23 protein-coding genes, 2 tRNA genes, 1 rRNA gene and 10 pseudogenes are annotated in these 25,231 nt (G+C 57.0%); 21 read left to right on the top strand and 15 right to left on the bottom strand.

The window, feature by feature from the left end; translation table 11 throughout:
• The first annotated feature begins 89 nt into the window (after positions 1-89).
• From CEK60_RS21790 to CEK60_RS21775, 4 genes and pseudogenes are all read left to right on the top strand, one after another.
• On the top strand, positions 90-605 hold the full coding sequence (locus CEK60_RS21790; RefSeq protein WP_446718639.1) for an E3 binding domain-containing protein: 516 nt from the start codon (positions 90-92) through the stop codon (positions 603-605).
• Positions 606-694: 89 nt separating this feature from the next.
• Positions 695-928: pseudogene (locus CEK60_RS23080) on the top strand (transcription termination/antitermination NusG family protein); the annotation flags it as partial.
• 41 nt (positions 929-969) lie between these two features.
• A pseudogene (locus tag CEK60_RS21780) lies at positions 970-1,413 on the top strand (AAA family ATPase); the annotation flags it as partial.
• Positions 1,413-1,841 (top strand): annotated as a pseudogene (locus CEK60_RS21775) (heterodisulfide reductase-related iron-sulfur binding cluster); the annotation flags it as partial. The pseudogenes CEK60_RS21780 and CEK60_RS21775, both read left to right, overlap by 1 nt.
• A gap of 870 nt (positions 1,842-2,711) precedes the next feature.
• Here CEK60_RS21775 and CEK60_RS21770 read toward each other — a convergent pair.
• Positions 2,712-3,188, bottom strand: a complete 477-nt coding sequence (locus CEK60_RS21770) for a hypothetical protein (RefSeq protein WP_089040780.1) — start codon at positions 3,186-3,188, stop codon at positions 2,712-2,714.
• Positions 3,189-3,642: 454 nt separating this feature from the next.
• Here CEK60_RS21770 and CEK60_RS21760 point away from each other — a divergent pair.
• Positions 3,643-4,092: pseudogene (locus tag CEK60_RS21760) on the top strand (acetyltransferase); the annotation flags it as partial.
• Positions 4,093-4,192: 100 nt separating this feature from the next.
• Here CEK60_RS21760 and CEK60_RS23075 read toward each other — a convergent pair.
• The 3 genes and pseudogenes from CEK60_RS23075 to CEK60_RS21745 form a co-directional block, all read right to left on the bottom strand.
• Positions 4,193-4,375: pseudogene (locus CEK60_RS23075) on the bottom strand (DUF2487 family protein); the annotation flags it as partial.
• Between the two features lie 112 nt (positions 4,376-4,487).
• Positions 4,488-4,724, bottom strand: coding sequence for a hypothetical protein (locus CEK60_RS21750; RefSeq protein ID WP_089040778.1), 237 nt, complete (start codon positions 4,722-4,724; stop codon positions 4,488-4,490).
• Between the two features lie 269 nt (positions 4,725-4,993).
• Positions 4,994-5,455, bottom strand: a pseudogene (locus CEK60_RS21745) (ATP-dependent DNA helicase); the annotation flags it as partial.
• A 130-nt stretch (positions 5,456-5,585) separates the two neighbouring features.
• Here CEK60_RS21745 and CEK60_RS21740 point away from each other — a divergent pair.
• From CEK60_RS21740 to CEK60_RS22915, 4 genes and pseudogenes are all read left to right on the top strand, one after another.
• A pseudogene (locus CEK60_RS21740) lies at positions 5,586-5,909 on the top strand (DNA gyrase subunit A); the annotation flags it as partial.
• A 121-nt stretch (positions 5,910-6,030) separates the two neighbouring features.
• Positions 6,031-6,489: a VOC family protein gene (locus CEK60_RS22920; RefSeq protein WP_332459878.1), complete on the top strand. Its 459-nt coding sequence runs from the start codon at positions 6,031-6,033 to the stop codon at positions 6,487-6,489.
• Entirely contained in the window at positions 6,381-6,788 is a 408-nt protein-coding gene (locus tag CEK60_RS21730) for a hypothetical protein (protein ID WP_157698071.1), read from the top strand. The genes CEK60_RS22920 and CEK60_RS21730 overlap by 109 nt, the downstream gene beginning before the upstream one ends.
• A 26-nt stretch (positions 6,789-6,814) precedes the next feature.
• Positions 6,815-7,222: pseudogene (locus tag CEK60_RS22915) on the top strand (NADPH-dependent FMN reductase); the annotation flags it as partial.
• 46 nt (positions 7,223-7,268) lie between these two features.
• Here the strand turns inward: CEK60_RS22915 and trpD are convergent.
• From trpD to CEK60_RS21705, 4 genes and pseudogenes are all read right to left on the bottom strand, one after another.
• A pseudogene (gene trpD, locus CEK60_RS21720) lies at positions 7,269-7,757 on the bottom strand (anthranilate phosphoribosyltransferase); the annotation flags it as partial.
• 68 nt (positions 7,758-7,825) lie between these two features.
• Complete coding sequence (locus tag CEK60_RS22845; RefSeq protein WP_446718638.1) at positions 7,826-8,179, bottom strand: HlyD family secretion protein; 354 nt, start codon at positions 8,177-8,179, stop codon at positions 7,826-7,828.
• Between the two features lie 109 nt (positions 8,180-8,288).
• On the bottom strand, positions 8,289-8,714 hold the full coding sequence (locus CEK60_RS21710; RefSeq protein WP_198361424.1) for a DUF2529 family protein: 426 nt from the start codon (positions 8,712-8,714) through the stop codon (positions 8,289-8,291).
• A gap of 140 nt (positions 8,715-8,854) precedes the next feature.
• Positions 8,855-9,151 (bottom strand): annotated as a pseudogene (locus tag CEK60_RS21705) (NADH:ubiquinone reductase (Na(+)-transporting) subunit F); the annotation flags it as partial.
• Positions 9,152-9,501: 350 nt separating this feature from the next.
• Here CEK60_RS21705 and CEK60_RS21700 point away from each other — a divergent pair.
• The 3 genes from CEK60_RS21700 to CEK60_RS21685 all read left to right on the top strand — a co-directional run bounded on the left by CEK60_RS21700 (position 9,502) and on the right by CEK60_RS21685 (position 12,004).
• Positions 9,502-9,999, top strand: coding sequence for a hypothetical protein (locus tag CEK60_RS21700; protein ID WP_232471430.1), 498 nt, complete (start codon positions 9,502-9,504; stop codon positions 9,997-9,999).
• A 673-nt stretch (positions 10,000-10,672) separates the two neighbouring features.
• Positions 10,673-11,134 carry a hypothetical protein gene (locus CEK60_RS22230; RefSeq protein WP_157698070.1) on the top strand — a complete coding sequence of 154 codons (462 nt, stop codon included), beginning with the start codon at positions 10,673-10,675 and terminating at the stop codon, positions 11,132-11,134.
• Positions 11,135-11,290: 156 nt separating this feature from the next.
• Complete coding sequence (locus CEK60_RS21685) at positions 11,291-12,004, top strand: general stress protein (protein WP_198361423.1); 714 nt, start codon at positions 11,291-11,293, stop codon at positions 12,002-12,004.
• A 200-nt stretch (positions 12,005-12,204) separates the two neighbouring features.
• Here the strand turns inward: CEK60_RS21685 and CEK60_RS22465 are convergent, their stop codons facing one another.
• Entirely contained in the window at positions 12,205-14,469 is a 2,265-nt protein-coding gene (locus CEK60_RS22465) for an MBG domain-containing protein (protein WP_198361422.1), read from the bottom strand.
• A 577-nt stretch (positions 14,470-15,046) separates the two neighbouring features.
• On the opposite strand from CEK60_RS22465, the gene CEK60_RS23070 reads away from it, so the two are divergent.
• Positions 15,047-15,196: a GHMP family kinase ATP-binding protein gene (locus CEK60_RS23070; protein ID WP_446718637.1), complete on the top strand. Its 150-nt coding sequence runs from the start codon at positions 15,047-15,049 to the stop codon at positions 15,194-15,196.
• A 12-nt stretch (positions 15,197-15,208) separates the two neighbouring features.
• On the top strand, positions 15,209-15,607 hold the full coding sequence (locus CEK60_RS22840) for a 4-(cytidine 5'-diphospho)-2-C-methyl-D-erythritol kinase (protein WP_269768683.1): 399 nt from the start codon (positions 15,209-15,211) through the stop codon (positions 15,605-15,607).
• A 12-nt stretch (positions 15,608-15,619) separates the two neighbouring features.
• Here the strand turns inward: CEK60_RS22840 and phoU are convergent, their stop codons facing one another.
• Both phoU and CEK60_RS21650 read right to left on the bottom strand, forming a co-directional pair.
• A complete protein-coding gene (gene phoU / locus CEK60_RS22720) occupies positions 15,620-16,459 on the bottom strand; it encodes a phosphate signaling complex protein PhoU (RefSeq protein WP_089040774.1) in 840 nt (279 codons plus the stop codon).
• A 12-nt stretch (positions 16,460-16,471) separates the two neighbouring features.
• Positions 16,472-17,005, bottom strand: a complete 534-nt coding sequence (locus tag CEK60_RS21650) for a VCBS domain-containing protein (protein WP_089040773.1) — start codon at positions 17,003-17,005, stop codon at positions 16,472-16,474.
• A 244-nt stretch (positions 17,006-17,249) separates the two neighbouring features.
• Here CEK60_RS21650 and CEK60_RS21645 point away from each other — a divergent pair, with 244 nt between their 5' ends.
• Positions 17,250-17,813, top strand: coding sequence for an AMP-binding protein (locus CEK60_RS21645; RefSeq protein ID WP_089040772.1), 564 nt, complete (start codon positions 17,250-17,252; stop codon positions 17,811-17,813).
• A gap of 148 nt (positions 17,814-17,961) precedes the next feature.
• Positions 17,962-18,471: an Arm DNA-binding domain-containing protein gene (locus tag CEK60_RS21640; protein WP_446718636.1), complete on the top strand. Its 510-nt coding sequence runs from the start codon at positions 17,962-17,964 to the stop codon at positions 18,469-18,471.
• Here CEK60_RS21640 and CEK60_RS21635 read toward each other — a convergent pair.
• Positions 18,363-19,016, bottom strand: coding sequence for a hypothetical protein (locus CEK60_RS21635; protein WP_198361421.1), 654 nt, complete (start codon positions 19,014-19,016; stop codon positions 18,363-18,365). The genes CEK60_RS21640 and CEK60_RS21635 overlap by 109 nt on opposite strands.
• A 126-nt stretch (positions 19,017-19,142) precedes the next feature.
• Between CEK60_RS21635 and CEK60_RS21630 the strand changes: the two genes are divergently transcribed.
• Together CEK60_RS21630 and CEK60_RS21625 are read left to right on the top strand one after the other, a co-directional pair.
• Positions 19,143-19,219 (top strand) — tRNA-Ile (locus tag CEK60_RS21630).
• A 111-nt stretch (positions 19,220-19,330) separates the two neighbouring features.
• Positions 19,331-19,406 (top strand) — tRNA-Ala (locus CEK60_RS21625).
• A gap of 222 nt (positions 19,407-19,628) precedes the next feature.
• Here the strand turns inward: CEK60_RS21625 and CEK60_RS21620 are convergent.
• From CEK60_RS21620 to CEK60_RS21610, 3 genes are read right to left on the bottom strand one after another with little or no spacing between them, the layout of a single operon-like run.
• The gene (locus CEK60_RS21620; RefSeq protein WP_089040770.1) at positions 19,629-20,657 is read right to left on the bottom strand and encodes a hypothetical protein; all 1,029 of its coding nucleotides are present in this window, start codon (positions 20,655-20,657) and stop codon (positions 19,629-19,631) included.
• Positions 20,654-21,436, bottom strand: coding sequence for an IS3 family transposase (locus CEK60_RS21615; RefSeq protein WP_232471534.1), 783 nt, complete (start codon positions 21,434-21,436; stop codon positions 20,654-20,656). Before CEK60_RS21615 ends, CEK60_RS21620 begins: the two co-directional genes overlap by 4 nt.
• Positions 21,437-21,441: 5 nt before the next feature.
• Positions 21,442-21,813, bottom strand: a complete 372-nt coding sequence (locus tag CEK60_RS21610; protein ID WP_198361420.1) for a transposase — start codon at positions 21,811-21,813, stop codon at positions 21,442-21,444.
• A 473-nt stretch (positions 21,814-22,286) separates the two neighbouring features.
• Here CEK60_RS21610 and CEK60_RS21605 point away from each other — a divergent pair, with 473 nt between their 5' ends.
• The 3 genes from CEK60_RS21605 to CEK60_RS21595 all read left to right on the top strand — a co-directional run bounded on the left by CEK60_RS21605 (position 22,287) and on the right by CEK60_RS21595 (position 25,179).
• Positions 22,287-23,015 (top strand): class I SAM-dependent methyltransferase, encoded by a 729-nt coding sequence (locus CEK60_RS21605; protein ID WP_089040768.1) that lies wholly within the window; start codon positions 22,287-22,289, stop codon positions 23,013-23,015.
• A 31-nt stretch (positions 23,016-23,046) separates the two neighbouring features.
• Entirely contained in the window at positions 23,047-23,628 is a 582-nt protein-coding gene (locus CEK60_RS21600) for an MFS transporter (protein WP_198361419.1), read from the top strand.
• A gap of 16 nt (positions 23,629-23,644) precedes the next feature.
• Positions 23,645-25,179 (top strand): 16S ribosomal RNA (locus CEK60_RS21595).
• Positions 25,180-25,231 lie beyond the last annotated feature (52 nt).

Here is a 25,231-nt window from a genome sequence, read left to right as displayed (position 1 = left end):
GTGGACAATCGAAGACCCGTTCGAAGCAGCAGCGCGTGAAATCGAGTCGCTTCGCGGACAGGTCGACGTCCTGATTTGTTTGAGTCATCTTGGGTTCTTCCGAACAACAGGAAGAGGGCGATGACGACGCCCAGGCTGGCCCCGCCGCCCGTAAAATGATGAGCGAGCACGGTCTTTCCGCCGCCGATGTGAAGGGCACCGGGCGTGCCGGCCGCATCACCAAGGAAGACGTGGAAAAAGCGCTGGCCAGCAAACAAAGTGGCCAGCCGGCGTCCGCCTCCGAGGCGCCCAAGGCGGCACCGATTCCCGCCGCCGAACCGGGCGAGCGTGAAGAGCGCCGGGTGCCGATGACCCGCCTGCGCAAGCGCATCGCGGAGCGCCTGGTTTCCGCGCAACAGAACGCGGCCATGTTGACCACCTTCAACGAGGTCAACATGAAGCCGATCATGGACATGCGCAAGAACTACAAGGACGCCTTCGAGAAGGCGCACGGGGTTCGCCTGGGCTTCATGGGCTTCTTCACCCGCGCCTGCGTGGCCCAGGGACAGAGGCAAGCAGTGGTTATCGCTATCTTCCCGGCCGGTTTTTTTTGTGCTCCCGGATAAGGAACAGGGTATGAGTAAGCGTGGCTCGTATCGAGACTTTACATCCCCTTCATCACTTCGCAACGTGCCCGCTTGCATGCTTGAATTCTATGCCTAAAGACGACGCGGTCATGGCCGTTTCCTCACCCCGTGGCGCCGCCTGGTATGTGATCCAGTGCCGCGCCAACCAGAACTTTCGCGCTCAGGAAAACCTGGAAAACCAGGGTTTTACCTGTTTTCAGCCGCGGCTGTGCGTGGAAAAACTGCGCGCCGGCCGCCGGCGCCGTTGCCACGAGCCCTTGATTCCGGGCTATCTGTTTATTCAACTGCACGAACAAGGCCAGAGCTGGCACGCGATTCGCTCGACCCGCGGCGTGCAGAAGCTGGTGGGACCAGCATCGGCCGCTCCATCGCCGAGGCGCTGGGCCGTAAGTTCTACCGTTTCAGCCTTGGCGGCATGCGCGACGAGGCGGAAATCAAGGGTCACCGGCGCACCTACATTGGCGCCCTGCCCGGCAAGTTCACCCAGGCACTCAAGGAAGCCGGCACCGCCAACCCGGTGATCATGCTCGACGAGATCGACAAGCTCGGCCAGTCGTTCCAGGGCGACCCGGCCTCGGCATTGCTTGAGGTACTCGATCCGGAGCAGAACCAGGATTTCCTCGACCATTATCTGGATGAGCGGCTCGATCTCAGCCATTGCCTGTTCGTGTGCACCGCCAACACTCTGGATTCGATCCCCGGCCCGTTGCTTGATCGCATGGAGATGATCCGCCTGAGCGGCTACATCACCGAAGAGAAAGTCGAGATCGCCCGCAACCACCTGTGGGGCATCTATTCCGCGACGATCCCGGCTACGCCGACAAGGCGCGGCGGGTCAGCGAACACACCCGGGACCTGGCCGAGGTGCTGGCCGCGGAAAACCTGGACGCCCTGGCCGTACACGACAACCGCCGGTTGGCCTTCCAATGCCCCTGCACCCTGCAACACGGCCAACGCCTGGCCGGCGCCACCGAAAGCCTGCTGACCCGGCTCGGCTTTGACTTGACCCCGGTGCCCGACGCCCACCTGTGCTGCGGCTCCGCCGGCACCTACTCAATCACCCAGCCGGACATGGCCCGGCAACTGCGCGACAACACGCTGGACGCCCTGGAAAGTGGCGCCCCGGACCTGATCGCCACCGCCAACATCGGCTGCCAGATGCATCTCGCCGCCGCCGCCCGCACCCCGGTGCGGCACTGGATTGAGATTGTTGATGAGGGTTGGAACGTTCTGGGCGCGGCGGTATATCAGGGCGCGTTGTTCACGATTAAATGGGAGTTCCTCGGTATCATTAGCCACAAAATACTGCCGTATCTCCGGACCAATGTATTCCAGTGCATAGCGGAAATAGGCAGCGACCGGATACAGGCGATTAAGCGTATGTCGACTGAACCAGATATCATATAAACCCACCAGTACATAAAGCCCCAGAACCAGCGTTATAAAGTAGCCATGTTGCCAGAAAGAATAGGAAAGGTAGGCGCTGGCAGGAAACACAAAAACTGCGACCAGCCAAAATACACTCTGTAGTGGGGTCATCTATCAAATCCTTTTAGTTCATCCCGCCATTCCTGCCAGACACGATGGTCACCTTTCAGCCCAAGCACCCCTTCTTTCACCTTTGATATACCAAACCCCCATACCTCCTGGACTGTTACATGAGGCGGCATAGTTCGTACAGTGTGCATTTCTCATTTTTCACGTTTTTCAGTGATTTCATCATTTTTCAAGTCGTCAAGTGGATGTTTCTCATTTTCCATGATTTTCAGTTTTCTGGCCTTATTCCAGGTCCTACAGTGGACATTTCTAAATTTTCCACCTTTTTCAGTTTTCCTCGCCATATTTCACGTCCTAAAGTGTGTATTTCTCATTTTCCGTGATTTTCAGTTTTCTCGCCATATTCCAGGTCCTTCAGTGTGCATTTCTCATTTTTCACGTTTTTTAGTGATTTCGTCATTTTTCAAGTCGTCAAGTGGATGTTTCTCATTTTCCGTGATTTTCAGTTTTCTTGCCATATTCCACGTCCTACAGTGGACATTTCTAAATTTTCCACCTTTTTCAGTTTTCCTCGCTATATTTCACGTCCTAAAGTGTGTCTTTCTCATTTTCCGTGATTTTGCCGGCTCCTTCCAGGCCCACCGATAAAAGCATAAGCCGGTACTGCTTACCGGTAACGTTGGGCGCGCTGTCGGGTAATTTTACCATCAAGGTTTTATTGAATTGTGCCCAGATGTTGCCATCGTTTTCACTTTCCGCGAAAGCAATAAAATCGAAGGTGTCATTGATGAAGCCGTCCGTGGATACGGGCTGCCCATCTTCTTGGCTGGCGGAAATAATATCGCCGTGCTCGGAGATGTCGATGTTTTCGCCCTGGGAGCCGGCTTCGGTAAGCGACTGATAAGTGCTGCGAGTACTTTCCAGGCCCACTCTGTGGCCAGTGACGTCTCCGTAGTCGTAGGTGCCATCGCCATTGAATGTTAGAACGTTGGTTTCGGTCTGCAGCTCAATCACGCCACGCTGAGCATAGCTCTCGATGAATACCCGCCCAAAATGGCCGTTCAAATCATCCCCAAGATCTAAACAACTTTAAAAGTCCCACAGTCTTTGCAAATTCTTAAAATTTCAATCTCTCTTACAATCCAAAATCTTTACAATTAAAAGTCTCTTAACTGTGGGCTCCACTAAAATACTTCCTTCAAGCGGGAAAAGCTTCAGGGCACAGTCACAATGAGAAGCAAAATCAAACTCCAACTGTCCAATGTCTGGGATCCAACTCAAGATCTTTTGGGCTCCTCCAAGGGCTTGGGTCACTTCTCCAGCCTTGCCCTTTATAGCACACACATTGTCTTCTAGGCTCCAGCTGCCTGTACTCCACTGCTGCTGCTGTTCTTCATGATCATTCTATGGTACATTTTTCAGTTCACTGGAATCTTCCAGTGCAACTAGGCTTCACCAATAGCCTAAGATAAGGTATTTGAAAAATTTCCAATTGTAATTTTAATTCACCCCAGCCCCTTCCTATCTGGTGGTCAGCAACCACCAGAGCTGGGTGGACATCGCCGCGCTGGTGCAGACCTTCAACCGGCGCACGCCCTATTTCAAATTTTTTCTGAAAAAAGAACTGGTCTGGGTGCCGTTCCTGGGGCTGGCGTTCTGGGCGCTGGATTACCCCTTTATGAAGCGCTACCCGAAATCCGTGCTCGACAAGCACCCGGAGCTCAAAGGCAAGGATCTGGAAATCACCCGCGCCGCCTGTGAAAAATTCAAGAACATGCCGGTCACGGTGGTGAATTTTCTCGAAGGCACCCGCTGCACGCCAGCCAAACAGGCCCGCCAGCAATCGCCCTACCGGCATTTGCTGCGCCCCAAGGCCGGGGGCGTGGCGTTCGTGCTGGCGGCGCTGGGCGAAGACCTGGACGCCGTGCTGGACGTGACGGTGGTCTACCCACAGGGGCGCGCGCCGGGCGCTCGGCAGATGCCGCTTCCCGCCAACCGTTCAATTGATCGAGTGACGGTATACCGACATACGTCATTGCTGGAAGGAGCATCGCCCGACCGGACAGTTGCCGTTCGACTTCTGACGCAACCGTCAATGTCATGTCAGCACATTCCGCAAAAGCATGCATCGATTCATCAAATCCGATCGGTATCAATGGGACGACCAACGTATCGATATACGCTTGTTCGTTTCTCGTCCTTTGAACATCGGATGGTTTGAAACGCAAATCATTTCCCCCTTTCCTGTTCACTTACATTTCGTCACATTTAATGTATCATATCCGCTTTTATTACTGCTCGCTTAATGTGAACGTTTTATGAAATTCCATTCTATTTTTCTTCATATTTAGGTTTTTTTCAAACTCAAATAAAATCATCCTCTTCTTTATCCGAAGAGGATGACTGCAGACGAACGCGTATGGCTTCGGACAGCTCGAAGCCATGGCCGTGATCGAGCAGGCAGATGTCGCGCTCGTCGTCGGAGCTGGCCTGAACCAGTTCACCATGCGCTTCGGCGAGCTCTTCGGGCCGGGAACCACCGTGATCCGCATCGACACCGAGCAGGTCGCTGCACCCAAGACCCAGCACCCGATCACTCACCAACTCTTACAGGGCGACGCCCGCGCGACCCTCGAAGCCATCGCAACGGCGCTTCCCGCCGCGATTGCCGCGGCCGGTGGCGCAGCTGCAGGTGCCGGCGGATGGCGGGCGGCTGTCTCCGGCCTCGAGCCTGGTGGCACACTCCGTGCGCGCCCGACCGGCGACTCCGAGCTCTGCGCGGACGGCCTGCTCGATCCACGCGCCGCCGCAGCCCGCATCGGCGAACTTCTCCCCGAGGACCGGCACGTGACGAGCGACGGCGGACACTTCATTGCATACAAGAGGGCGGAAAGGTCGAAATAATAGTTGTAGTCGCCCACCACCAGGTCGCTCCAGCGCGCCATTTCCTGGCTCAGGTAGTACGGACAAACGCTGTGCTCCAGGGCCAGCTCACGCAGCCGTTGCCGATCCAGTAGGGTTTCGCCGGCGGCGGCGGCGCGGGCGGCGGGCAGGCGGTCGTAGAAGCCTTGCGCCAGCGGGCAGGATTCGCCGTGGCAGGCCTTGTCCGGGTGCTCGCAGCTTTTCTCGCGGGCGATCAGTTCCAGGGTGCGCAGCGGCGTGTCCGGTTGCTTTTCCATCAGGGTGCGCACCGCATCCAGCGCCAGCTTTCGGCCCGGGGTTTTGGCACTGAGAAAAAAGATCTTATCCAGTTTTTTTGCCGGCGCCACTTTCAACAACGGGAACAGGGTGCCCACGGTCTTGCCGATGCCGGTGGGCGCCTGGGCCAGCAACATCGATGGCTTTTAGGGCGCCCCCGAGCCATTGATTTGATCGGCCCGGCGGCGCCGGTATCACTACCCGACACTCAGGCCGGGCGTCGCCACGGCGCTGTCCACGTCACCGAGGGAAATAAGGAACGCCATGACGGACCTCGCGAAAGAAGTCACTCCCGTCAATATCGAGGATGAGCTCAGACAATCCTACCTGGATTACGCCATGAGCGTGATCGTGGGCCGGGCCCTGCCGGATGTGCGTGACGGCCTTAAGCCGGTGCACCGGCGCGTGCTGTTCGCCATGCACGAGCTCAGCAACGACTGGAACAAACCTTATAAGAAATCCGCCCGTGTGGTGGGTGACGTCATCGGTAAATACCACCCGCACGGCGATTCCGCCGTCTACGACACCATCGTGCGCATGGCGCAGCCGTTCTCGCTGCGCTACATGCTGGTGGACGGGCAGGGTAACTTGTTTAGAGTACAAATAAGAAGTGGCAACATCGAATCGCGCGCTGGCCTTTAACCCGATACAGTCTCATGTCGACCGGGTCGATTCCGGGTGACGGCCCGACAACAAAAAGCCCGGCACCATGCCGGAGGCTAAGGAGAGAGAAAACGTGTTCAACCACATCATGATCGGTTCCAACGACATCGAGCGCTCCAAGCGCTTCTACGACGCGGTGCTGAGCGTGCTCGGCGCCGGTGAGCCGGTGCGTCACCAGACGGCGGCTGGCCATACCCGGCTGTTCTACCGGCACGAAGGCAACACCCTGGCGGTCACCCAGCCGATCAATGGCGAGGCGGCCTGCGGCGCCAACGGTGGCACCATTGGTTTCAAGTGCGGCTCGCCGGAGCAGGTGAAGGAGTTTCATGACGTGGCGGTGGCCCACGGTGGCAAGTCGGTTGAGGACCCGCCGGGCCTGCGCGAGAGGTGTGCGCCATGTGCCTGGCGAAGATCGATGTGGCGATCCGCGAGGTGGCGGAGCGCGATGCGCCGGCTACCAAACGCCTTCGGGCTATGCTGCAGTGCCTGTTGGCGCAGTCTTTAAAGGTATTTCTGCGTGAGCGGCGGTTGCACGACATCATCGTGGCGGCGATCGAGAATGAGTGGCAGGTCACCGAGGCCCATGATCGGGCCATCTATGAGGTGATCGAGAAGATTGTGTCGGATGGGCGCGAGAGCGGTGAGTTCGAGCGCAAGACGCCGTTGGATGAGGTGTGCACGGCAATCCGCTCGACGGCGTCGGTGTACGCCCAGCCGGTGCTGCTTAAGCTCACCGACCCGCGCGAGAAGGAGCGTCGGCTGGCGGCGGTGACCAACCTGATTCTGCGCAGCCTGGCGCCGTAGCGCCGGCGCCCTGTCCGTCGGCGTGGCTGGCGATACGGATAGAGCGGGTCGGTAAAGCGGTGGCGGACTGGTTCGATCAGGCGGCCCGCCAACACGGGGCTTTCGAAGTGAATCTGGTGGACCTGGCGGAGATGGCGCTGCCGATTTTCGACGAGCCCCATCATCCGCGCCAGCAGAACTACCAACACGACCACACCAAGCGCTGGGCGGCCAGCGTCGACAGCGCGGATGCCTATGTATTGGTGGTGCCGGAATACAATTTCGGGCCGACCCCGGCGCTGGTCAACGCGCTCAATTACGTCTACAACGAATGGAACTACAAACCCGTCGCGTTCGTCAGCTACGGGGGTATGTCCGGTGGCATCCGGTCGGTGCAGACCACCAAGCTGACCCTCACTACCTTGAAAATGATGCCGCTGATCGAGCAGGTGGCGGTGGCCATGGTCAATCAGCATCTGGACAACGGCGTGTTCAAGCCCGAGCCGGTCCATGAAGAGGCGGCCACTCCGCGGCCTTGCCGGCGACCGCCTGGCGGCGCTTGCCGAAGGCGTCACGAATCAGCGCCAGCGAGGCGTTCGGGTCGGTCACATCCAGGCCCACCAGAGAGGCGGAATCGATGCCCAGATCCTCGGGGGTGAGGCTGTATTCGCTTACCTGGCCGTCCTCGAATTCGGCCACATGGGTTCGCCCCGCCAGGCTGATTTCATCCAGCCCGTCCAGGCCGTGCACCACCATCACATGCTCCGCGCCCAACCGGCCCATCACCTCGGCCATCGGCCGGCACAGTTTGTCGGAGAACACGCCCACCACCAGCCTTTGCACACCGGCCGGGTTGGTCATCGGCCCGAGAATATTGAACAGGGTGCGCATGCCCAGTTCCTTGCGCGGGCCAATGGCGTACTTCATGGCACTGTGGTGCGAGGGCGCGAACATGAACCCCACGCCCACGGAATCCACGCACTGGGCCATCATGACGATGGCGATCACCCAGGCAAAGATCGGTCGATCAATAAAAAAATTGGCCATGATGCTCCCCGTTACGCCGCGCCGTTACCGGCACCGGACTGCGCGCCCTGTTGAGATTGGCCGTTACCGTTTTGTTGCGCTTCCTCGGGGGCCACATCTTCGCCTTCGGCGTCCTTGGGCTCGCCCTTGGGCGCGGTAACTTTCTCTTCGTCCATTTGCACCGGTTTCACCTGCGCGCCGGGGGCGAGTTTCTGTAAACCGTCCACGATCAGCTTGTCGCCGGCGTTCAAACCGTCGCTGACCAGCCATTGATTGCCCACCGTCCGCTCGGTGGTGACCTGCCGCTTCTCGACCTTGTTGTCCGCGCCGATCACCAGCGCCGACGCGTCACCACTGGGCTCGCGGGTGATGCCTTTCTGCGGCACCAGAATGGCGTTCTGGCGTTCGCCCTGCGGCAGGCGGGAGTGATACTCGGTTAAATTTTTGCAAAGATCGTATCTAGGATTCAGCAGTCATTATTATAGAAGAAAAGCGTCAAGCCCACTCTTCCGTCATCTCTTGCAGTTGCGTCAAGATATGTGTCAGCAAAAAGGCTCCGAGGGCAAGACTTGGCAACCCGTGACGCGAGCCGTCTTCAGCCGGGAGCAACCCTTTATTGAATTTTAAGGCGAGTGGTGCGATGGAGCGCTCGAGCGTCTCTGTTACATCTCCAAGCGTGACAATTGCATACGGTGTATGCCACGAGTCATAGCGGGCGAGTGATGCTTGGAAGTCGGGGCGTTCCGTATCCGGTGTAAATATGAGAATCCGGTCGACGGCATGGAGTGTTTTATGATTTTTAATCTGTGAGACACGTTTCATTTGGTCCGGACCTTCGGACAACATCGGATAAAGACCTTCGAATTCGCCGTAAGCATCAACATAAACGCGCTGAGCAAGGCCACGCACAGTAACGCCCATAGCAGCGCGTTAAAGCAACGGCTGGGGGAAACGGAAAGAATGCCCATGGGGTTGGCCTGTGCACACGGAGAGAAAGAGGGAAAGTGGGCGCGCGCCACGGCCGCAGTGGCCGGGGGCGCGCCGGGCGGCGCCGCTGGCGATCAGCCGCCGAAGTCGTCGAGCAGAATGTTTTCCGGTTCGACGCCCAGGTCCTCCAGCATCTTGATCACCGAAGCGTTCATCATCGGCGGGCCGCACATATAGTATTCGCAGTCCTCCGGCGCCGGGTGTTCCTTGAGATAGTTCTCGAACACCACGTTATGAATGAAGCCGGTGGGGCCTTCCCAGCTGTCCTCGGGCAGCGGATCGGACAGCGCCAGGTGCCATTCGAAGTTGTCGTTTTCTTCGGCGAGCTTGTCGTACTCGTCCATGTAGAAGGTTTCGCGCAGCGAACGGGACGATCAACCAAGCAATGGCGCACAACAAACCGGGACAATATCGCACACCTACTTACTGGGATGTCTGATACCCGCTGCTCTTCCAAGCCTTCATACTCTCCATTCACCGCCCGCCAGCAAACGCCTTGCGGACCGCACTGTTGGATAGCGCACCACGTGGGTGACACGTGGGTGACACGCGGATGGCACGTGGGTGACACGTGGGTGACACGTGGGTGAATGGCAGGCAGATGGCAAAGAAAGAAAGCGGAAGGTAGGGGCAAGACGGACGCTACGCCACCTCAAACGCTTGTGCAGCCAGGCAAGCAAAGGCGGCCGCGTTGAATTAAAAAGAAAAGGAACCTTGCCCGATGGAACTCGACGCAGCGCCCGGCTACATTTCGTACACCGACGCAACGATTCTTGAGTTGCAGGCCAGCCGGGCTTTCACGGTGGAGTATCTGAAAGCCGCGCTCAAGGCGCTGAGTACCCTGACCATCCGCCTGCTGGTGCAATACGGCAGCGGCCGGCTGACCACCGACCAGCTCGGCGAGCTGGCGCACCACACCGCGCAACGGCTCTCTCTGCTTTATGAATTCAACTCACCGGAATTTTTCGACAAGGTGGTGTTGCGCAACTTTATCGGCCAACTGGTGGAAGCCGGCCTGGTGGATCTCGACCCTCAACAACAGCTCACCTTCGGCGACACCCTGCGCACCCTGGACGACGAAGCCCGCCGCATCCTCAGCCCCGACATCAGCCAGGCAATTCAACGCATCACCCGCGTCCCGGAGCTCGACACCGCCCTCGCCGCCACCCACCACGAACAAGCCGGAGACCCGGCCAAAGGCACCGAAGCGGGGAAGTAACAAGCTGCAAGCTGCAAGCTGCAAGCTGCAAGCTGCAAGCTGCAAGCTGCAAGCCAGCGCATTGTGGCGGAGGGGCCGTGCCGGTCAAGAGCGACAAGCGTAAAAATCAACTTCCGGCTGTTCACGGATAAACCATTGAAACTTAACGGTTGTCCACGTTTTACATTGACGATTCCTTGTTGCAGGAGATACCCTCCAACCGTTGCAAAGAATGCGATTACACCTTCCGTTGTCAACCCCCAGCCAAACTTTTCGTTGAGCACTACGACAACCGCACCTACAACAAACGTCAAAAATTCAGGTTTCAACCATTTCATAATTTTCACTCTCCCATTTGTTTGGTAATTGGTGTAACTTTTTGCAGATCGGGCAGTTATAAACCCCGTTAAGCATGACGTAAAGAACTGTTTTTTGTGCTGGACTAAAGATGGATTCGAGTCTACGAATTGCCTTGCACTCTCCCACGACTCACCACCCAACCTTCGCAGGATTTCATTTTGTTGTCTAATGATAATTTCCAGCCGTTCATCTTCCGGATCCCGAAACATTACCGGAAGATGTCTCTGCCGAAGACCGCAACGGCAACCCGGTCAGCGACAGCGACAGCGGCGAACTCGACGCCACCGCCGGTACGCTCGACGTCACCCTGGGTGACCTCAGCGACGACACCGCCGTGGAGATCAGCGGTACCACCAGCGACGTCGCCGACGGCGAGACCGTCACCCTGGTGATCACTGACAGCGAAGGCAACGTGGTCAACGCCACGGCCACCGTGGGTGCCGACGGCAGCTACACCACCACCGAAGACCTCAGCAGCCTGGTCGACGGCGAAATCACCGTGGACGCCAGTGCCGAAGACCGCAACGGCAACCCGGTCAGCGACAGCGACAGCGGCGAACTCGACGCCACCGCCGGTACGCTCGACGTCACCCTGGGTGACCTGGCCGACAACACCGCCGTGGAGATCAGCGGTACCACCAGCGACGTCGCCGACGGCGAGACCGTCACCCTGGTGATCACCGACAGCGAAGGCAACGTGGTGAATCGGGGCAGCCGGTGGAACAGTACTGAGTATGATTTTTTATCAGGAAGCGAAAGACTGGAAGCGGATAGTATGTATCGGTCTGATTCTTAGTGCGACGGTCGGATTAAAGCTGATTGGCGAATAAACATGTCAAATAGATTATTTTTTTATGGAAGAGCCGACTTGTTGGCATATTTTACAGAGAAACAGGAAATACTCCTTATAAGGATACGTTGTACGACAAAACGAACATAAGGGGAGATTCATATGAAAACGAAACAATACATCGGTACGTATTACTCGGAAGAAGAGTTAATCTCGAAAATGGATGAATTGCATATTCAGGGGCACCGTGAAGAAGATTTTTATGTCATCGTCAAGGAAAAATCAGATATCGAACTCGTCCGCAGTCAAATGGACGCGGAAATTGCGGCGACAAAACCATCTTGGATGGATCGGATCCGCGGCAACAAAGGGCGCGATCAAGAAGTCGATCTGCTTACACTTGGCGAAGACGCCTCCCTGGATTGCGAGGCGCTGGTACTGGTCGACGTGGCGCCAAGATTGGAACCTCGGGGCGTCCGCCGGATCATCGAATTCATGCGTCATCATCAGGACGGATTCGAAACGCTGGAGCAGGTACGCGATGCTATCACCGCCTACAACCCGCGCCGCCCGCCATCAAACGATCTCTCCGGGCTACGCAAAAACCTGCGGCAACACAGTAATGGCCGGTTTTACTGGCACTGGGACCCAGCTTTTCTCAACCACGCGAACGCGCCAACCAAGGCCGGGAGCATGTTCGACCGCGCAAGGCTGGAGCTGGCGGCCCGCCAGTTGGACGTACCGGTGCTTTTGATACGTGGCTACTACAGCGATGTTCTTAGTGACCGGGGCGCAACAGAGTTGCTCACTCTAATCCCCGAGGCACGTTATGTCGTTCTGGAACAGGCCGGCCATATGGTCGCCGGAGACCGTTGACGTTTCCGGCGAAACCGGCAAGGACGACGACGCGTTTCGGATCAGCCGGGACTTCGACGTCACCTTCTTCCGATTTATAGGTGATCGTTTCTTTTTTTGTATCGGAAGACGTATCTTCTGTTTTATCTGTATTGCCGCAGGCGGCGATGACGAGCGTTAAGAGTAATAAAATCGGTAAGAGTACTAGTTTCTTCATGTGGTTAATCTCCCTTGATTAAGTTGTAGGTGACACACATCGGCTTATTCGTCCGTGGATCACGACCGATTTCGGCATCGATATGGAATACTTCTTTTAAGACGTCATGCGAAATGACTTCCTCGCACGTTCCGGCTTTGACGACTTCGCCTTCTTTCATCGCGATGATGTAGTCGGCAAAACGGGCGGCCTGATTTAAATCATGTAACACCATGACGATCGTCCGGCCTTCCGTCCGGTTGAGATGCTCGAGCAGCTCGAGGACTTCGAGCTGGTGGGCGAGATCAAGGTCGGTGCCGCTGGCGGTGTGCGTGTAGGTACCGGCGTCGGTGCCGCTACCGCCGGTGGTGGTTACGTCTGCCAGCACGCTGGCGTTTTCACCACCCACCAGGCCGGTGGCGGTAAAGCCGCTGACGTTTTGCAGGCCGCCGTTGTAGGTGGTTGTGTTGCTATTGGCGGTAACGGTGGCCGTTGCCTTGTCGATGGTTAAAGCACCGTCCACAAAGGTCAGGTCGTAGTTGCCATCGGTGCCGCTGGCGGTGTGCGTGTAGGTACCGGCGTCGGTGCCGCTACCGCCGGTGGTGGTTACGTCTGCCAGCACGCTGGCGTTTTCACCACCCACCAGGCCGGTGGCGGTAAAGCCGCTGACGTTCTGGCTGCCGCCGTTGTAGGTGGTCGTGTCGCTATTGGCGGTAACGGTGGCCGTTGCCTTGTCGATGGTTAAAGCACCGTCCACAAAGGTCAGGTCGTAGTTGCCATCGGTGCCGCTGGCGGTGTGCGTGTAGACCGTATACAGCTCTGCAATCAAGAAGACGATCGCAATCCAGATGATTGCACTTGGGAATAACAGCATTGCCGTTAAAAACAAGAACCCCTCTGTCCGTTCAACGAGACCCGGCTGGTATTGGAAGGACTTGATGCCATAATTTTCACTGACTGCCCCAATCGCGAGAAACATCGTCATACCGATGACAAAGGACGCAATTAAAAAGAGCATGACGATTTGTGTTTCCGGAAAACGAAGCGCAATCCCGATCAGCACGGACAACTCGACGATTCGATCTAGTACAAGATCAAGAATCGTTCCAATCGCTGTCGGTTTTTCGCGACGTGCCATCGTCCCATCGACGACATCAAGCATTCCAGAAATCCACAATAAGAGAATCGCAATTCCCATCATGTCATTGTAGACGAAGAATCCTGTTGCCCCTCCGATGATGCCGGAAATGATTGTGACTTGATTCGCCGACAGACCAAGCTTTTTCAAACCGGTCGCCGCTTGGTTTCGATCAATGCCTGAAGTTGTCCGTTTATGCTGCTGGTATGCTTTTCGAGTTCCTTGCTTCGACTGCTCAAGCTTTCGGTTGAATTCTTCATGATCAAATGCGTCACTTCTTCGGTGTCCTTGCTGATCTGAACGAGGTTCTCGATTTCCTGTTGGAACGTCATCTCTTTCTGAACGACCTCCTGCAGGACGGTCGATAGATAGCCCTCGACGGCTCTCAGACGCATCAGAAGCTCCTGTTCGTTCTGAATCAAGGGTTCTTGCGTCCGATGGAGTGGTGCTTCCTGTTTGTTCTCCACGTGATACTCCGGTGTATCCTCTGACTTCACCATCGTTTGTTCTTTCGCCTTCAATTGGTCTTTCAAACCCATCCTTGATGACCTCCCTCTCATAATCTGCCCCGAGTTTGTTGTCTCGTACTCGTTTTTTATTCGCATGATCGTAATACGTCGTCGTGTTTCCCCGTTCTCGTACTTCAATCTCATGTTTTTCAACCAGATGCTCATCGCCGGTGAAGTTGTATTGCTGGGTCATCCATTGCAGGCCCGCCCAGTTTTCGGTGAGCAGATAAGCCACCGCCAGGTTCTGACGTACCGGGCCTTCACCGTTGCCCAGCTCCATGGCGGTGCGCAGTTCGTAGGCGGCCTCTTCGGGCAAGCCGACCACCAGCAGCACGTAGCCGTAATCGTTGCGCACTTCGGCGGACGCCGGCGTGCGTTCGCGGGCGATGCGCAGATGGTTCAGTGCGCCGTTCACATCGTTCTTTTTCAGCAGCACCATGCCCAAGCCATGGTGGCTGCGGTCGGTGCCACATTGGTCCACCAGCGCACGGAACACTTCCTCGGAGCGGTCCAGGCGACCGGTGGCGGCCAGCAACTGGCCGTAGCGTAGCCAGTGATCGACGGTGGCCAACGGCCGGCTTTCCAGTTGCGCCAGGGCAGCGTGCTCCCGTTGACGCTCCATCATATCGTCGATCATGTCCATCTGGACCTGATCCTCGGGTCGGTTCATGCGAATTACGGTTGGCTCCCCTATTTAGGTCGTCTGGGTCAGCCCGACTTAGTGGCATAAGTGCCAAAACATCGCTTAGAAAGTGCATAGCACCACCTGAATCGTCCCGAGGCAGTTCACATTCTGGGCTTCTAGAAGGCGGATTGGGTTCGCATCTCCAATCTTCCAGATACGCCCCGAGCGAACAACTTACTGAAAGGCCGCACCTAGTCCAGCCTCGATTGCGCGCCGGTCTTGACGCGAACCTCCCTACAAGCCCGGAAACATCCGCTTGCCAATATCACGCACCGCTGCTTCGGCAGTGCTCGTTGCGCCCCTGACAGAAAAAGTTTGAGCGGACTGAGCATTTTCTGCGGCCTCTCAGAGCCCCTTCGTAAAATACCCATCTAGAACGGGCCGGCTTTTAATATCACCGGCAGTAACATTTATCTCTTTCCCACCGATGATAATCTGGTTACGAGCCCCGCCTAAAGAAACCGCGATTCTCTGATAGTCATCCTCAAGTTCGGGATACTCCCAGCACGCCTATGTTCCGAACGATGAGCGGAACTTGGCTTACAAGGCGGCAGCCGTCTTGAAGAAAAAATTTAACATCCAGGCTGGAGTAGAGATTTACCTTGAGAAACAAATTCCGGTCGCAGCCGGTCTCGCGGGTGGATCGAGTGACGCTGCCGCGACATTACGCGGTTTGAATGCTTGATGGCAGCTCGGATTGACGCTCGAACAACTCGCAGAAATCGGCGCGGAAGTCGGTTCGGATGTCCCGTTTTGTGTCATGGGTGGGACGGCGATCGCGACAGGACGTGGTGAAAAGCTTGAAAAATTGATTGCTCCGCCTCCGTGCTGGGTCGTGCTTGCGAAACCAACGATTGGTGTGTCGACGGCAGACGTTTATGGCGCACTCGATTTGACGACGGCCAAACGACCGGATGTCGAAGCGATGATTACAGCTGTTAAAGAGCAGGATTTTACGGCGATTTGTCAATCACTCGGAAATGTTCTTGAGTCGGTCACGTTACCGATGCACCCGGAAGTCGAGCAAATGGCCCCCACGGTCACGATCAGCACCGGCCACCACCACCAGCCGCGAAGCTTGCGCATTGGCGCGTGAGTCGCTCAGACCTCAGTCGTTGCTGGCGTCATCCGTGCCTGCGCGGCCATCGTAGTAGGCCTTTGCGCCGGGGTGCAGCGGCACCACCAGGTTCTGGTCCATGCTGGCGGGATCGATGTCCTTGAGCGCGCCCACCGAGACCTTGTCGGACTGCAAGTAGTCGTCGAAGCGTTGCGTCAGTTCTTCCGCCACGCCGTCATCCATGGAGGCCGGCACGATCAGGATATTGCGGATCGCCACGGTGGTCACCGCGTTGTCCAGGCCGTAGCGCTCGGGTTTGTCCGCGGGGATCGTGTAGCTTTCGTAATACGGATAGGCCTCGAGCAATTTGTCGGCCACATCCCCATCGACGGGCACGAAGGTGACGTCGTTGGTCTGCATCAGGCCGGTGATGCTGGAGTTGGGCACGCCGGAGGTGAAGAAGGCCGCGTCCAGGTTGCCGTTGCTCATTTCGGTGACACCGCGTACTTCCACGTAACCGCGCGGCGACTCTCCCTGTTCGGAAAGCTGCAACGCCATGGCGGCGATCTTGGCTGATTCATCGCCGATGCGTTCCAGGTCGGACACCGCTTTCGACACCGCGATGATCAATCGCAGGTCCGAAGCAGCGGGCTGACGCAGGGCAAGCACCCGGGCGCACTCTTCGTCGATCTGTATTTCCAACTGATCGACTTTTTCCTCGGTGTGCATCACTTTTTCAGCCAGGCCAGAGTCGGCGTGTAACAACGACTCGAGCGCATCCACCACCTGTTTTTCAACCAGCCCGCCCATCTCCATTAAATGGTTGCGGATCGACTCCAGGGCTTCGTTGAACTGGGACGAACTGTGTTGGCCGAAATGCATGCGATCCATAACGGGTCTCTCCTAGGGCCTGTTCACACTAATTTTGATGGTCGCGCCGGAGGCCGTTTTCGCGCAAGACAAGGCGCGGTGAGCACGGTGTGGGCCGCCACACAAGCGAATCGCAACGCGGGATTGCGCGAAAACGGCCCCGGCCCTTCGGGTTGCGCCCCAAAGCGGGCCTTGGACCGTGAGGTTGGCGTTGTCGAGTGTGTAGGTATAGCTACCATCCGCATTGATCGTCAGCGTGCCGTATTCACCGTCGATCACCAGCGTGCCGTCAGTCTCAGTGGCTTCGGCAGCGGGAACATTAGTGCTGGTCACCGCGGTGACCGTGGCACCGTCAGCGCCTTGGGAGTCTTCGACATCACCCGACGAGGCATCACTACCACCGATCACATTACCACTGGTCTCGACAGTACTGGTGGTGTCATCGCCTTCGGTCACAGCGTTGGTGTCATCGGTCGCCGTCGGCGCATCATCGACGATCTTGATGTTCAGGTCGTCGCTGTTGCTCTGACCATCACCGTCGGTGGCGGTCACGGTAAGGCTGTCCATCAGGTCATCGACGTTCTCGCTCGGTGCCGTGGTCAGCTCATAGCTGTAGTCGAGAGTGATGGTGCCGTCAGCGGCTTGGCTGTAGCCATTCAGGGTCAGCTCGCCGTACTGGGTGGTCAGGCTCTGTGGGGTATCGCCCAGTGCTTCTACTTCGGCTCGGCTGAGTTCGAGGGACGCCTCATTTCCATGCGGAGACCAATAACAAACGGCAATTCACCGCCGTGAATTGCCATGGAGAGTTTTTATGCGTGACTATCAACAGGCCGCCGACGGCTTCGATTACCAGACGTTCGCCGACGCCAACCTGGCCGGCTCCCTGCACAGCCTGAACGCCTGCGTGGAATGTTGCGACCGACACGCTCTGCCCGGGCGCATCGCGCTGTTCTGGGAAGGCGAGAGCGGCGCTCGCGAGCGCTATACCTTCGATGAACTGCAACGCTGGTCGGCACGCTTCGCCGACTTTCTGCACGGCCAGGGCGTGCGCGCCGGCGATTGCGTGTCCGGGCTGCTGCCGCGCCGCGTGGAACTGCTGATCACCATCCTCGGCACCTGGCGCCTGGGCGCCGTGTATCAGCCGTTGTTCACCGCCTTCGGGCCCAAGGCCATTGGCCACCGTCTGGACATCGCCGGCAGCAAGGTGGTGGTCACCGACGGCGCCAACCGCGCCAAACTGGACGGCCTGGACACGGTGCCGGCGGTGCTTACCGTGGCCGGGCCGAAGGGCGAAGGCGTGCGGCGTGGCGATTTCAGCTTCTGGGCGGAGCTGGAGCCGTTTGAGCATGGCATCAAAGCTGGTACTATCCGTTGATGATGCCATGATTGATGCCGATACCATGCTACATTTTCTTATGTGTTCATGGTATCAAGTTTTTATAACTTGCTGTTTTGTATGGAAAAAATGATGTGATTTTGGCATTTTTTCAGCATGGTATCGAGAATGAAGAGGGACACACTACATGCTGACCGATACCAAGCTGCGAAATCTCAAGCCCAGGGACAAGCTCTATAAGGTGAATGACCGAGAAGGTCTCTATGTGGCCGTGACTCCAGCCGGCTCCATCTCGTTTCGTTACAACTACTCAATCAACGGACGGCAGGAGACCATCACCTTTGGTCGCTATGGCGTCGGTGGCATTACCTTGGCTGAAGCCCGTGAGCAGTTGAATGACGCCAAGAAGATGGTTGCGGCTGGCAAGTCGCCGGCCAAGGAGAAGGCCCGTGACAAGGCGCGAGTGAAAGATGCGGAGACGTTTGGTGCCTGGGCGGAGAAGTGGCTGCGCGGCTACCAGATGGCCGACTCCACCCGCGATATGCGCCGTTCGGTCTATGAGCGCGAGCTGAAGCCGAAATTCAGCAATCAGAAGCTGGTGGTGTCGCTGACCGGGTTGCCGTTGCGGTCTTCGGCGCTGGCGTCCACGGTGATTTCGCCGTCGACCAGGCTGCTGAGGTCTTCGGTGGTGGTGTAGCTGCCGTCGGCACCCACGGTGGCCGTGGCGTTAACCACGTTGCCTTCGCTGTCGGTGATCACCAGGGTGACGGTCTCGCCGTCGGCGACGTCGCTGGTGGTACCGCTGATCTCCACGGCGGTGTTGTCGCTGAGGTCACCCAGGGTGACGTCGAGCGTACCGGCGGTGGCGTCGAGTTCGCCGCTGTCGCTGTCGCTGACCGGGTTGCCGTTGCGGTCTTCGGCGCTGGCGTCCACGGTGATTTCGCCGTCGACCAGGCTGCTGAGGTCTTCGGTGGTGGTGTAGCTGCCGTCGGCACCCACGGTGGCCGTGGCGTTGACCACGTTGCCTTCGCTGTCGGTGATCACCAGGGTGACGGTCTCGCCGTCGGCGACGTCGCTGGTGGTACCGCTGATCTCCACGGCGGTGTCGTCGCTGAGGTCACCCAGGGTGACGTCGAGCGTACCGGCGGTGGCGTCGAGTTCGCCGCTGTCGCTGTCGCTGACCGGGTTGCCGTTGCGGTCTTCGGCACGGTGTGGTTCATGACTGGGGTGAAGTCGTAACAAGGTAGCCGTAGGGGAACCTGCGGCTGGATCACCTCCTTAAACGATGCATCATCCCTCGCGGTAAGCGCTCACAATGAATTACCTGATCAGATAATAGAGCAAACGGTTTAAGCACGATCCCCTCTTGGGTCTGTAGCTCAGTTGGTTAGAGCGCACCCCTGATAAGGGTGAGGTCGGCAGTTCAAGTCTGCCCAGACCCACCAAATTCCTGTGATACTGCGTTAAAATGCTCCTCGTATAGCAGGCTATACGTCGTTGCATTTTGCCTTGTCTCACAGAAATTAATGGCAAGAGGTTAGGTCGGCAAAAAAAATGGGGCCATAGCTCAGCTGGGAGAGCGCCTGCCTTGCACGCAGGAGGTCAGCGGTTCGATCCCGCTTGGCTCCACCATTATGTTGTATTTTACCAACCGTTTGTTGATGTTTTGTGACCATTGATAAGTCAAACGCTGAGACTGCGTTGCCTTATCACTGTTCATCGAACAGTCGCTCTTTAACAATGTATATCATGCTGACATAAACGTTTTTAAAACGTTTATACGTAATTGTTTTGTGATACGTCTCAAGCGTATCCGGCAATCGTTATCATTGCGAGATACCAGACTCCTTCGGGTTATAGGGTCAAGCAATGAAGCGCACACGGTGGATGCCTGCGGTCTTCGGCGCTGGCGTCCACGGTGATTTCGCCGTCGACCAGGCTGCTGAGGTCTTCGGTGGTGGTGTAGCTGCCGTCGGCCCCTACGGTGGCCGTGGCGTTAACCACGTTGCCTTCGCTGTCGGTGATCACCAGGGTGACGGTCTCGCCGTCGGCGACGTCGCTGGTGGTACCGCTGATCTCCACGGCGGTGTTGTCGGCCAGGTCACCCAGGGTGACGTCGAGCGTACCGGCGGTGGCGTCGAGTTCGCCGCTGTCGCTGTCGCTGACCGGGTTGCCGTTGCGGTCTTCGGCGCTGGCGTCCACGGTGATTTCGCCGTCGACCAGGCTGCTGAGGTCTTCGGTGGTGGTGTAGCTGCCGTCGGCACCCACGGTGGCCGTGGCGTTAACCACGTTGCCTTCGCTGTCGGTGATCACCAGGGTGACGGTCTCGCCGTCGGCGACGTCGCTGGTGGTACCGCTGATCTCCACGGCGGTGTTGTCGGCCAGGTCACCCAGGGTGACGTCGAGCGTACCGGCGGTGGCGTCGAGTTCGCCGCTGTCGCTGTCGCTGACCGGGTTGCCGTTGCGGTCTTCGGCACTGGCGTCCACGGTGATTTCGCCGTCGACCAGGCTGCTGAGGTCTTCGGTGGTGGTGTAGCTGCCGTCGGCACCCACGGTGGCCGTGGCGTTGACCACGTTGCCTTCGCTGTCGGTGATCACCAGGGTGACGGTCTCGCCGTCGGCGACGTCGCTGGTGGTACCGCTGATCTCCACGGCGGTGTCGTCGCTGAGGTCACCCAGGGTGACGTCGAGCGTACCGGCGGTGGCGTCGAGTTCGCCGCTGTCGCTGTCGCTGACCGGGTTGCCGTTGCGGTCTTCGGCGCTGGCGTCCACGGTGATTTCGCCGTCGACCAGGCTGCTGAGGTCTTCGGTGGTGGTGTAGCTGCCGTCGGCACCCACGGTGGCCGTGGCGTTGACCACGTTGCCTTCGCTGTCGGTGATCACCAGGGCCGGTAACCAAGGCCACTGTGCAGCCGTTGGGTATTATAAAAGCCCTCAATATAGGCTTTTATATGTTTCCGTAATTGGCGCATCGTCACGAAACTGGTGGCGTGTAGCAGTTCTCCCTTGAGCGTCTTGAAGAACGACTCGACCTCAGCATTGTCGGTACACTGGCCAGGCCGATTCATGCTGTGCTTTACCTGATGCTGTCTCAGCAATGCCTGGGTTTTGTGGGCTCGGTACTCAATACCTCGATCCGTATGGAACAGCAGGCCAGAGTCCGGGTTGCGGCTTTTAAAGGCATCACGCAGAGTCGCCCGGGTAAAGTTTGCACTCAGGCTTTCTCCCAAGCGCCAACTGATAACCCGGCGTGAATACAGATCCAGCACCACCGCCAGGAACACGTACTTCTTGCCAAGCTTGATGTAGGTGACGTCACTGCTCCAGTGTTGATTCATTCCTACAGGCTTCTCCGCATCCAGACGGTAGTTGGGCAACGCCTTTAAGTCCTCTCGCCGCTTTGTCATCCGGCGATAAACCCGCATGACACGAGCTTTCATGCCCCACTCTCGCATGATTTTCGCGATCCGATTCTCTCCAATCACCAGGCCTTCTCTGCGCAGAGTCTGGTAGACCCTGGGACTGCCATATCGGCCTTTGCTCTCGTTAAAAATCTTCCGGACTTTCAACAGCAGATCTGCTTTCTCTGCCGCTCTCTGACTTGGTAGTAGATTAACCCAGGCGTAGTACCCGGATCGCGAAACGTCCAGGTGTCGACACAGCGCCTTTACGCCGTGTTCTCGTCGGTGTTTCCAGATGAACCGGAACGCTTCCGTCGTTCCTCGGCCTGAAAACGTTGAAACTTTTTAAGGATGTCGTTTTCCTCCTGAAGCTCCGATATCCGGCGTTTCAGGCGGCCAATCTCATCTTGTTCCTGGATGTTCTTTTTGGCATCTTCTGGCGCTTTTTTAACCCGTTTCATGGCGAACTTTCCTTCACGGCACTCTTTACGCCAGCGTGACAGCATCATCGGGTGAATATCCAGCGCTTCCGCGACGCTTTTCACGCTACGGTGGGCCTGATGACTCCACTCCACTGCTTTCACCTTGAACTCAGTGCTGTACTGCTGAGTTTTCTTCCCCGTGATCATTTCCGGCATCGTTTTGCTCCTCCTGCGGAGTTATCGATGCGTGTCTACTAAACTGGGGGAAGTCCAAGCCACAGAATCTCGCACGACATAAAAGAAAACGCCGATTGACATTTTTCGCTAAAAGTGTTAAAAGTCACGCATACTCACCTATTTGATTGGCTTGGTATGCAAAATACGTACGATTCAGATCAGCTCGTTACCCGAGTTAGCTCTGACAATTGCTTGCGATGAAGCGTTGTTCAGAGCCTGATCAGGAGCTTTAGCCTCCTTACATTCATCGCCACGATGCTCGTATGCCTCGTCTGTGAAGATAGAGGTGTCTATGTGTGTGGCGATTAATCAGGGCCTTGGATGATAACTCATCCAAGGCCCTTTTCGTTGAAGCTGCCTTCAGGCAGCTTCATAGAGCGAGCAGGGCTTTCCCTTGCTCGCTTTTTTTTGTCTCATTTTTGAGGCGATCTAAATTACTTTCGGAGTTCAATATGTCTCAAAACATTTACGACAATCAGGCCTTTTTCGACGGTTATGCCCAACTGCCACGCTCTCAGTTCGGTTTGGAGGCCGCCCCGGAGTGGGCGTCTATTCAGGCCATGCTCCCGGATCTGTCCGGAAAACGGGTCATCGATCTCGGCTGTGGGTACGGTTGGTTTTGCCGCAGTGCGCGAGAGGCAGGAGCCGCCGAAGTACTTGGTGTCGACTTGTCTGAAAAAATGCTAGCACGGGCACGGGAGCTCACCGATGACAACGGCATCAGCTACCAACGCGGTGATCTTGAACAGCTCGCACTGCCGAGCCAGGCAACCGATTTGGTATACAGCCAGTTGGCTCTGCATTACCTGCCCGACCTCGCTCCGGTATTTGCCACCATCTATCAGGCGCTGCAACCCGGCGGCTGGTTTGTCTTCACGACCGAGCACCCAATCTACACCTGCTCGGTACGTCAGGGCTGGCTTACCGATGATGAAGGTCAGCGGTCGTGGGCGGTCAACAACTATCAAAACGAAGGTAAGCGCGTCAGCAACTGGCTGGCTGACGGGGTGGTAAAATACCACCGGACCTTGGGCACCACATTGAACGCGCTGATGGCTGCTGGTTTTGCTATTCGCCATGTCAATGAATGGGGACCAACTGCGGAACAGATCGAAGCAAACCCGGCGCTGGCCGAAGAGGTGGAGCGTCCCATGATGGTATTGGTTTCTGCGCAACGATAAGACCATCACCACGACTTATCGAGGAGCTACAGTGATTTGGGCCCAAAATGTCACGCTGTTCTTCATCGCGTTCCTCGTCGGTGCCGATGAACTACTGCTTGGGCCCATTCTCACACCAGTCGGCAACGACTTATCCGTGAGGCCGGAAAGCGTGACGTTCTTTGTCACGGCCTACAGCTTGGCCAATGCGGCTTGTGCATTCTTTTTCGGCGTGTTGTCGGATCGGTATGGAAGAATGAGGATTCTCATCCCGGCGTCAATTCTCTTCGCCGCAGCCTCTATGGGGACTGGCCTCGCTGCGACGTTTGAGATGGCGCTGTTCTTTCGCGTGCTGACCGGCGCGGCGAGTGCCGGGATGCTGCCGGTTGCTTTTGCGATCGCCAGCGATGCAGGGGGCACCAACGCGGTGCGTAGCATAGCCTTCGTTTCGGCAGGTTTGACGCTTGGCATGATCATGAGTCCTGGTTTGGGGGCGCTACTGACCGCGCTGTTCTCCTGGCGGGTGGCCTTTATCGCGCTTGGCCTTGCAGCTGTGCCTTTTGCGGCGCTGGCATTCGTGATCAAACCACAATCGCATTCGGTAGTCGTTGTCACGAAGCCGGGTGACGAGTAAGCATCACAATGATTTTAAACTGAAGAGTTTGATCATGGCTCAGATTGAACGCTGGCGGCAGGCCTAACACATGCAAGTCGAGCGGTAACAGGGGTAGCTTGCTACCCGCTGACGAGCGGCGGACGGGTGAGTAATGCATAGGAATCTGCCCGATAGTGGGGGATAACCTGGGGAAACCCAGGCTAATACCGCATACGTCCTACGGGAGAAAGGGGGCTTCGGCTCTCGCTATTGGATGAGCCTATGTCGGATTAGCTAGTTGGTGAGGTAATGGCTCACCAAGGCAACGATCCGTAGCTGGTCTGAGAGGATGATCAGCCACATCGGGACTGAGACACGGCCCGAACTCCTACGGGAGGCAGCAGTGGGGAATATTGGACAATGGGCGAAAGCCTGATCCAGCCATGCCGCGTGTGTGAAGAAGGCCCTCGGGTTGTAAAGCACTTTCAGCGAGGAAGAACGCCTAGTGGTTAATACCCATTAGGAAAGACATCACTCGCAGAAGAAGCACCGGCTAACTCCGTGCCAGCAGCCGCGGTAATACGGAGGGTGCAAGCGTTAATCGGAATTACTGGGCGTAAAGCGCGCGTAGGTGGCTTGATAAGCCGGTTGTGAAAGCCCCGGGCTCAACCTGGGAACGGCATCCGGAACTGTCAAGCTAGAGTGCAGGAGAGGAAGGTAGAATTCCCGGTGTAGCGGTGAAATGCGTAGAGATCGGGAGGAATACCAGTGGCGAAGGCGGCCTTCTGGACTGACACTGACACTGAGGTGCGAAAGCGTGGGTAGCAAACAGGATTAGATACCCTGGTAGTCCACGCCGTAAACGATGTCGACCAGCCGTTGGGTGCCTAGCGCACTTTGTGGCGAAGTTAACGCGATAAGTCGACCGCCTGGGGAGTACGGCCGCAAGGTTAAAACTCAAATGAATTGACGGGGGCCCGCACAAGCGGTGGAGCATGTGGTTTAATTCGATGCAACGCGAAGAACCTTACCTACTCTTGACATCCTGCGAACTTGTGAGAGATCACTTGGTGCCTTCGGGAACGCAGAGACAGGTGCTGCATGGCTGTCGTCAGCTCGTGTTGTGAAATGTTGGGTTAAGTCCCGTAACGAGCGCAACCCTTGTCCTTATTTGCCAGCGGGTAATGCCGGGAACTCTAAGGAGACTGCCGGTGACAAACCGGAGGAAGGTGGGGACGACGTCAAGTCATCATGGCCCTTACGAGTAGGGCTACACACGTGCTACAATGGCCGGTACAAAGGGTTGCGAGCTCGCGAGAGTCAGCTAATCCCGAAAAGCCGGTCTCAGTCCGGATCGGAGTCTGCAACTCGACTCCGTGAAGTCGGAATCGCTAGTAATCGTGAATCAGAATGTCACGGTGAATACGTTCCCGGGCCTTGTACACACCGCCCGTCACACCATGGGAGTGGACTGCACCAGAAGTGGTTAGCTTAACCTTCGGGAAAGCGATCACCACGGTGTGGTTCATGACTGGGGTGAAGTCGTAACAAGGTAGCCGTAGGGGAACCTGCGGCTGGATCACCTCCTTAAACGATGCATCATCCCTCGCGGTAAGCGCTCACAATGAATTACCTGATCAGA

The sequence above is a fragment of the Halomonas sp. N3-2A genome (assembly GCF_002216165.1).
Lineage (GTDB): Bacteria > Pseudomonadota > Gammaproteobacteria > Pseudomonadales > Halomonadaceae > Vreelandella.
This window is presented reverse-complemented; position numbering and strand designations above follow the sequence as displayed.

What these genes read in the sequence shown, in the direction of transcription:
- phoU (WP_089040774.1), bottom strand. Translation starts at nt 16,459, where the DNA reads ATGGATCGCATGCATTTCGGCCAACACAGTTCGTCCCAGTTCAACGAA.
- CEK60_RS21605 (WP_089040768.1), top strand. Translation starts at nt 22,287, where the DNA reads ATGTCTCAAAACATTTACGACAATCAGGCCTTTTTCGACGGTTATGCC.
- CEK60_RS22465 (WP_198361422.1), bottom strand. Translation starts at nt 14,469, where the DNA reads ATGGACATGATCGACGATATGATGGAGCGTCAACGGGAGCACGCTGCC.
- CEK60_RS21610 (WP_198361420.1), bottom strand. Translation starts at nt 21,813, where the DNA reads ATGCCGGAAATGATCACGGGGAAGAAAACTCAGCAGTACAGCACTGAG.
- CEK60_RS21685 (WP_198361423.1), top strand. Translation starts at nt 11,291, where the DNA reads ATGAAAACGAAACAATACATCGGTACGTATTACTCGGAAGAAGAGTTA.
- CEK60_RS21650 (WP_089040773.1), bottom strand. Translation starts at nt 17,005, where the DNA reads ATGGACAGCCTTACCGTGACCGCCACCGACGGTGATGGTCAGAGCAAC.
- CEK60_RS22920 (WP_332459878.1), top strand. Translation starts at nt 6,031, where the DNA reads ATGCCGGAGGCTAAGGAGAGAGAAAACGTGTTCAACCACATCATGATC.
- CEK60_RS21710 (WP_198361424.1), bottom strand. Translation starts at nt 8,714, where the DNA reads ATGGGCGTTACTGTGCGTGGCCTTGCTCAGCGCGTTTATGTTGATGCT.
- CEK60_RS21700 (WP_232471430.1), top strand. Translation starts at nt 9,502, where the DNA reads ATGGAACTCGACGCAGCGCCCGGCTACATTTCGTACACCGACGCAACG.
- CEK60_RS21645 (WP_089040772.1), top strand. Translation starts at nt 17,250, where the DNA reads ATGCGTGACTATCAACAGGCCGCCGACGGCTTCGATTACCAGACGTTC.
- CEK60_RS21730 (WP_157698071.1), top strand. Translation starts at nt 6,381, where the DNA reads ATGTGCCTGGCGAAGATCGATGTGGCGATCCGCGAGGTGGCGGAGCGC.
- CEK60_RS21640 (WP_446718636.1), top strand. Translation starts at nt 17,962, where the DNA reads ATGCTGACCGATACCAAGCTGCGAAATCTCAAGCCCAGGGACAAGCTC.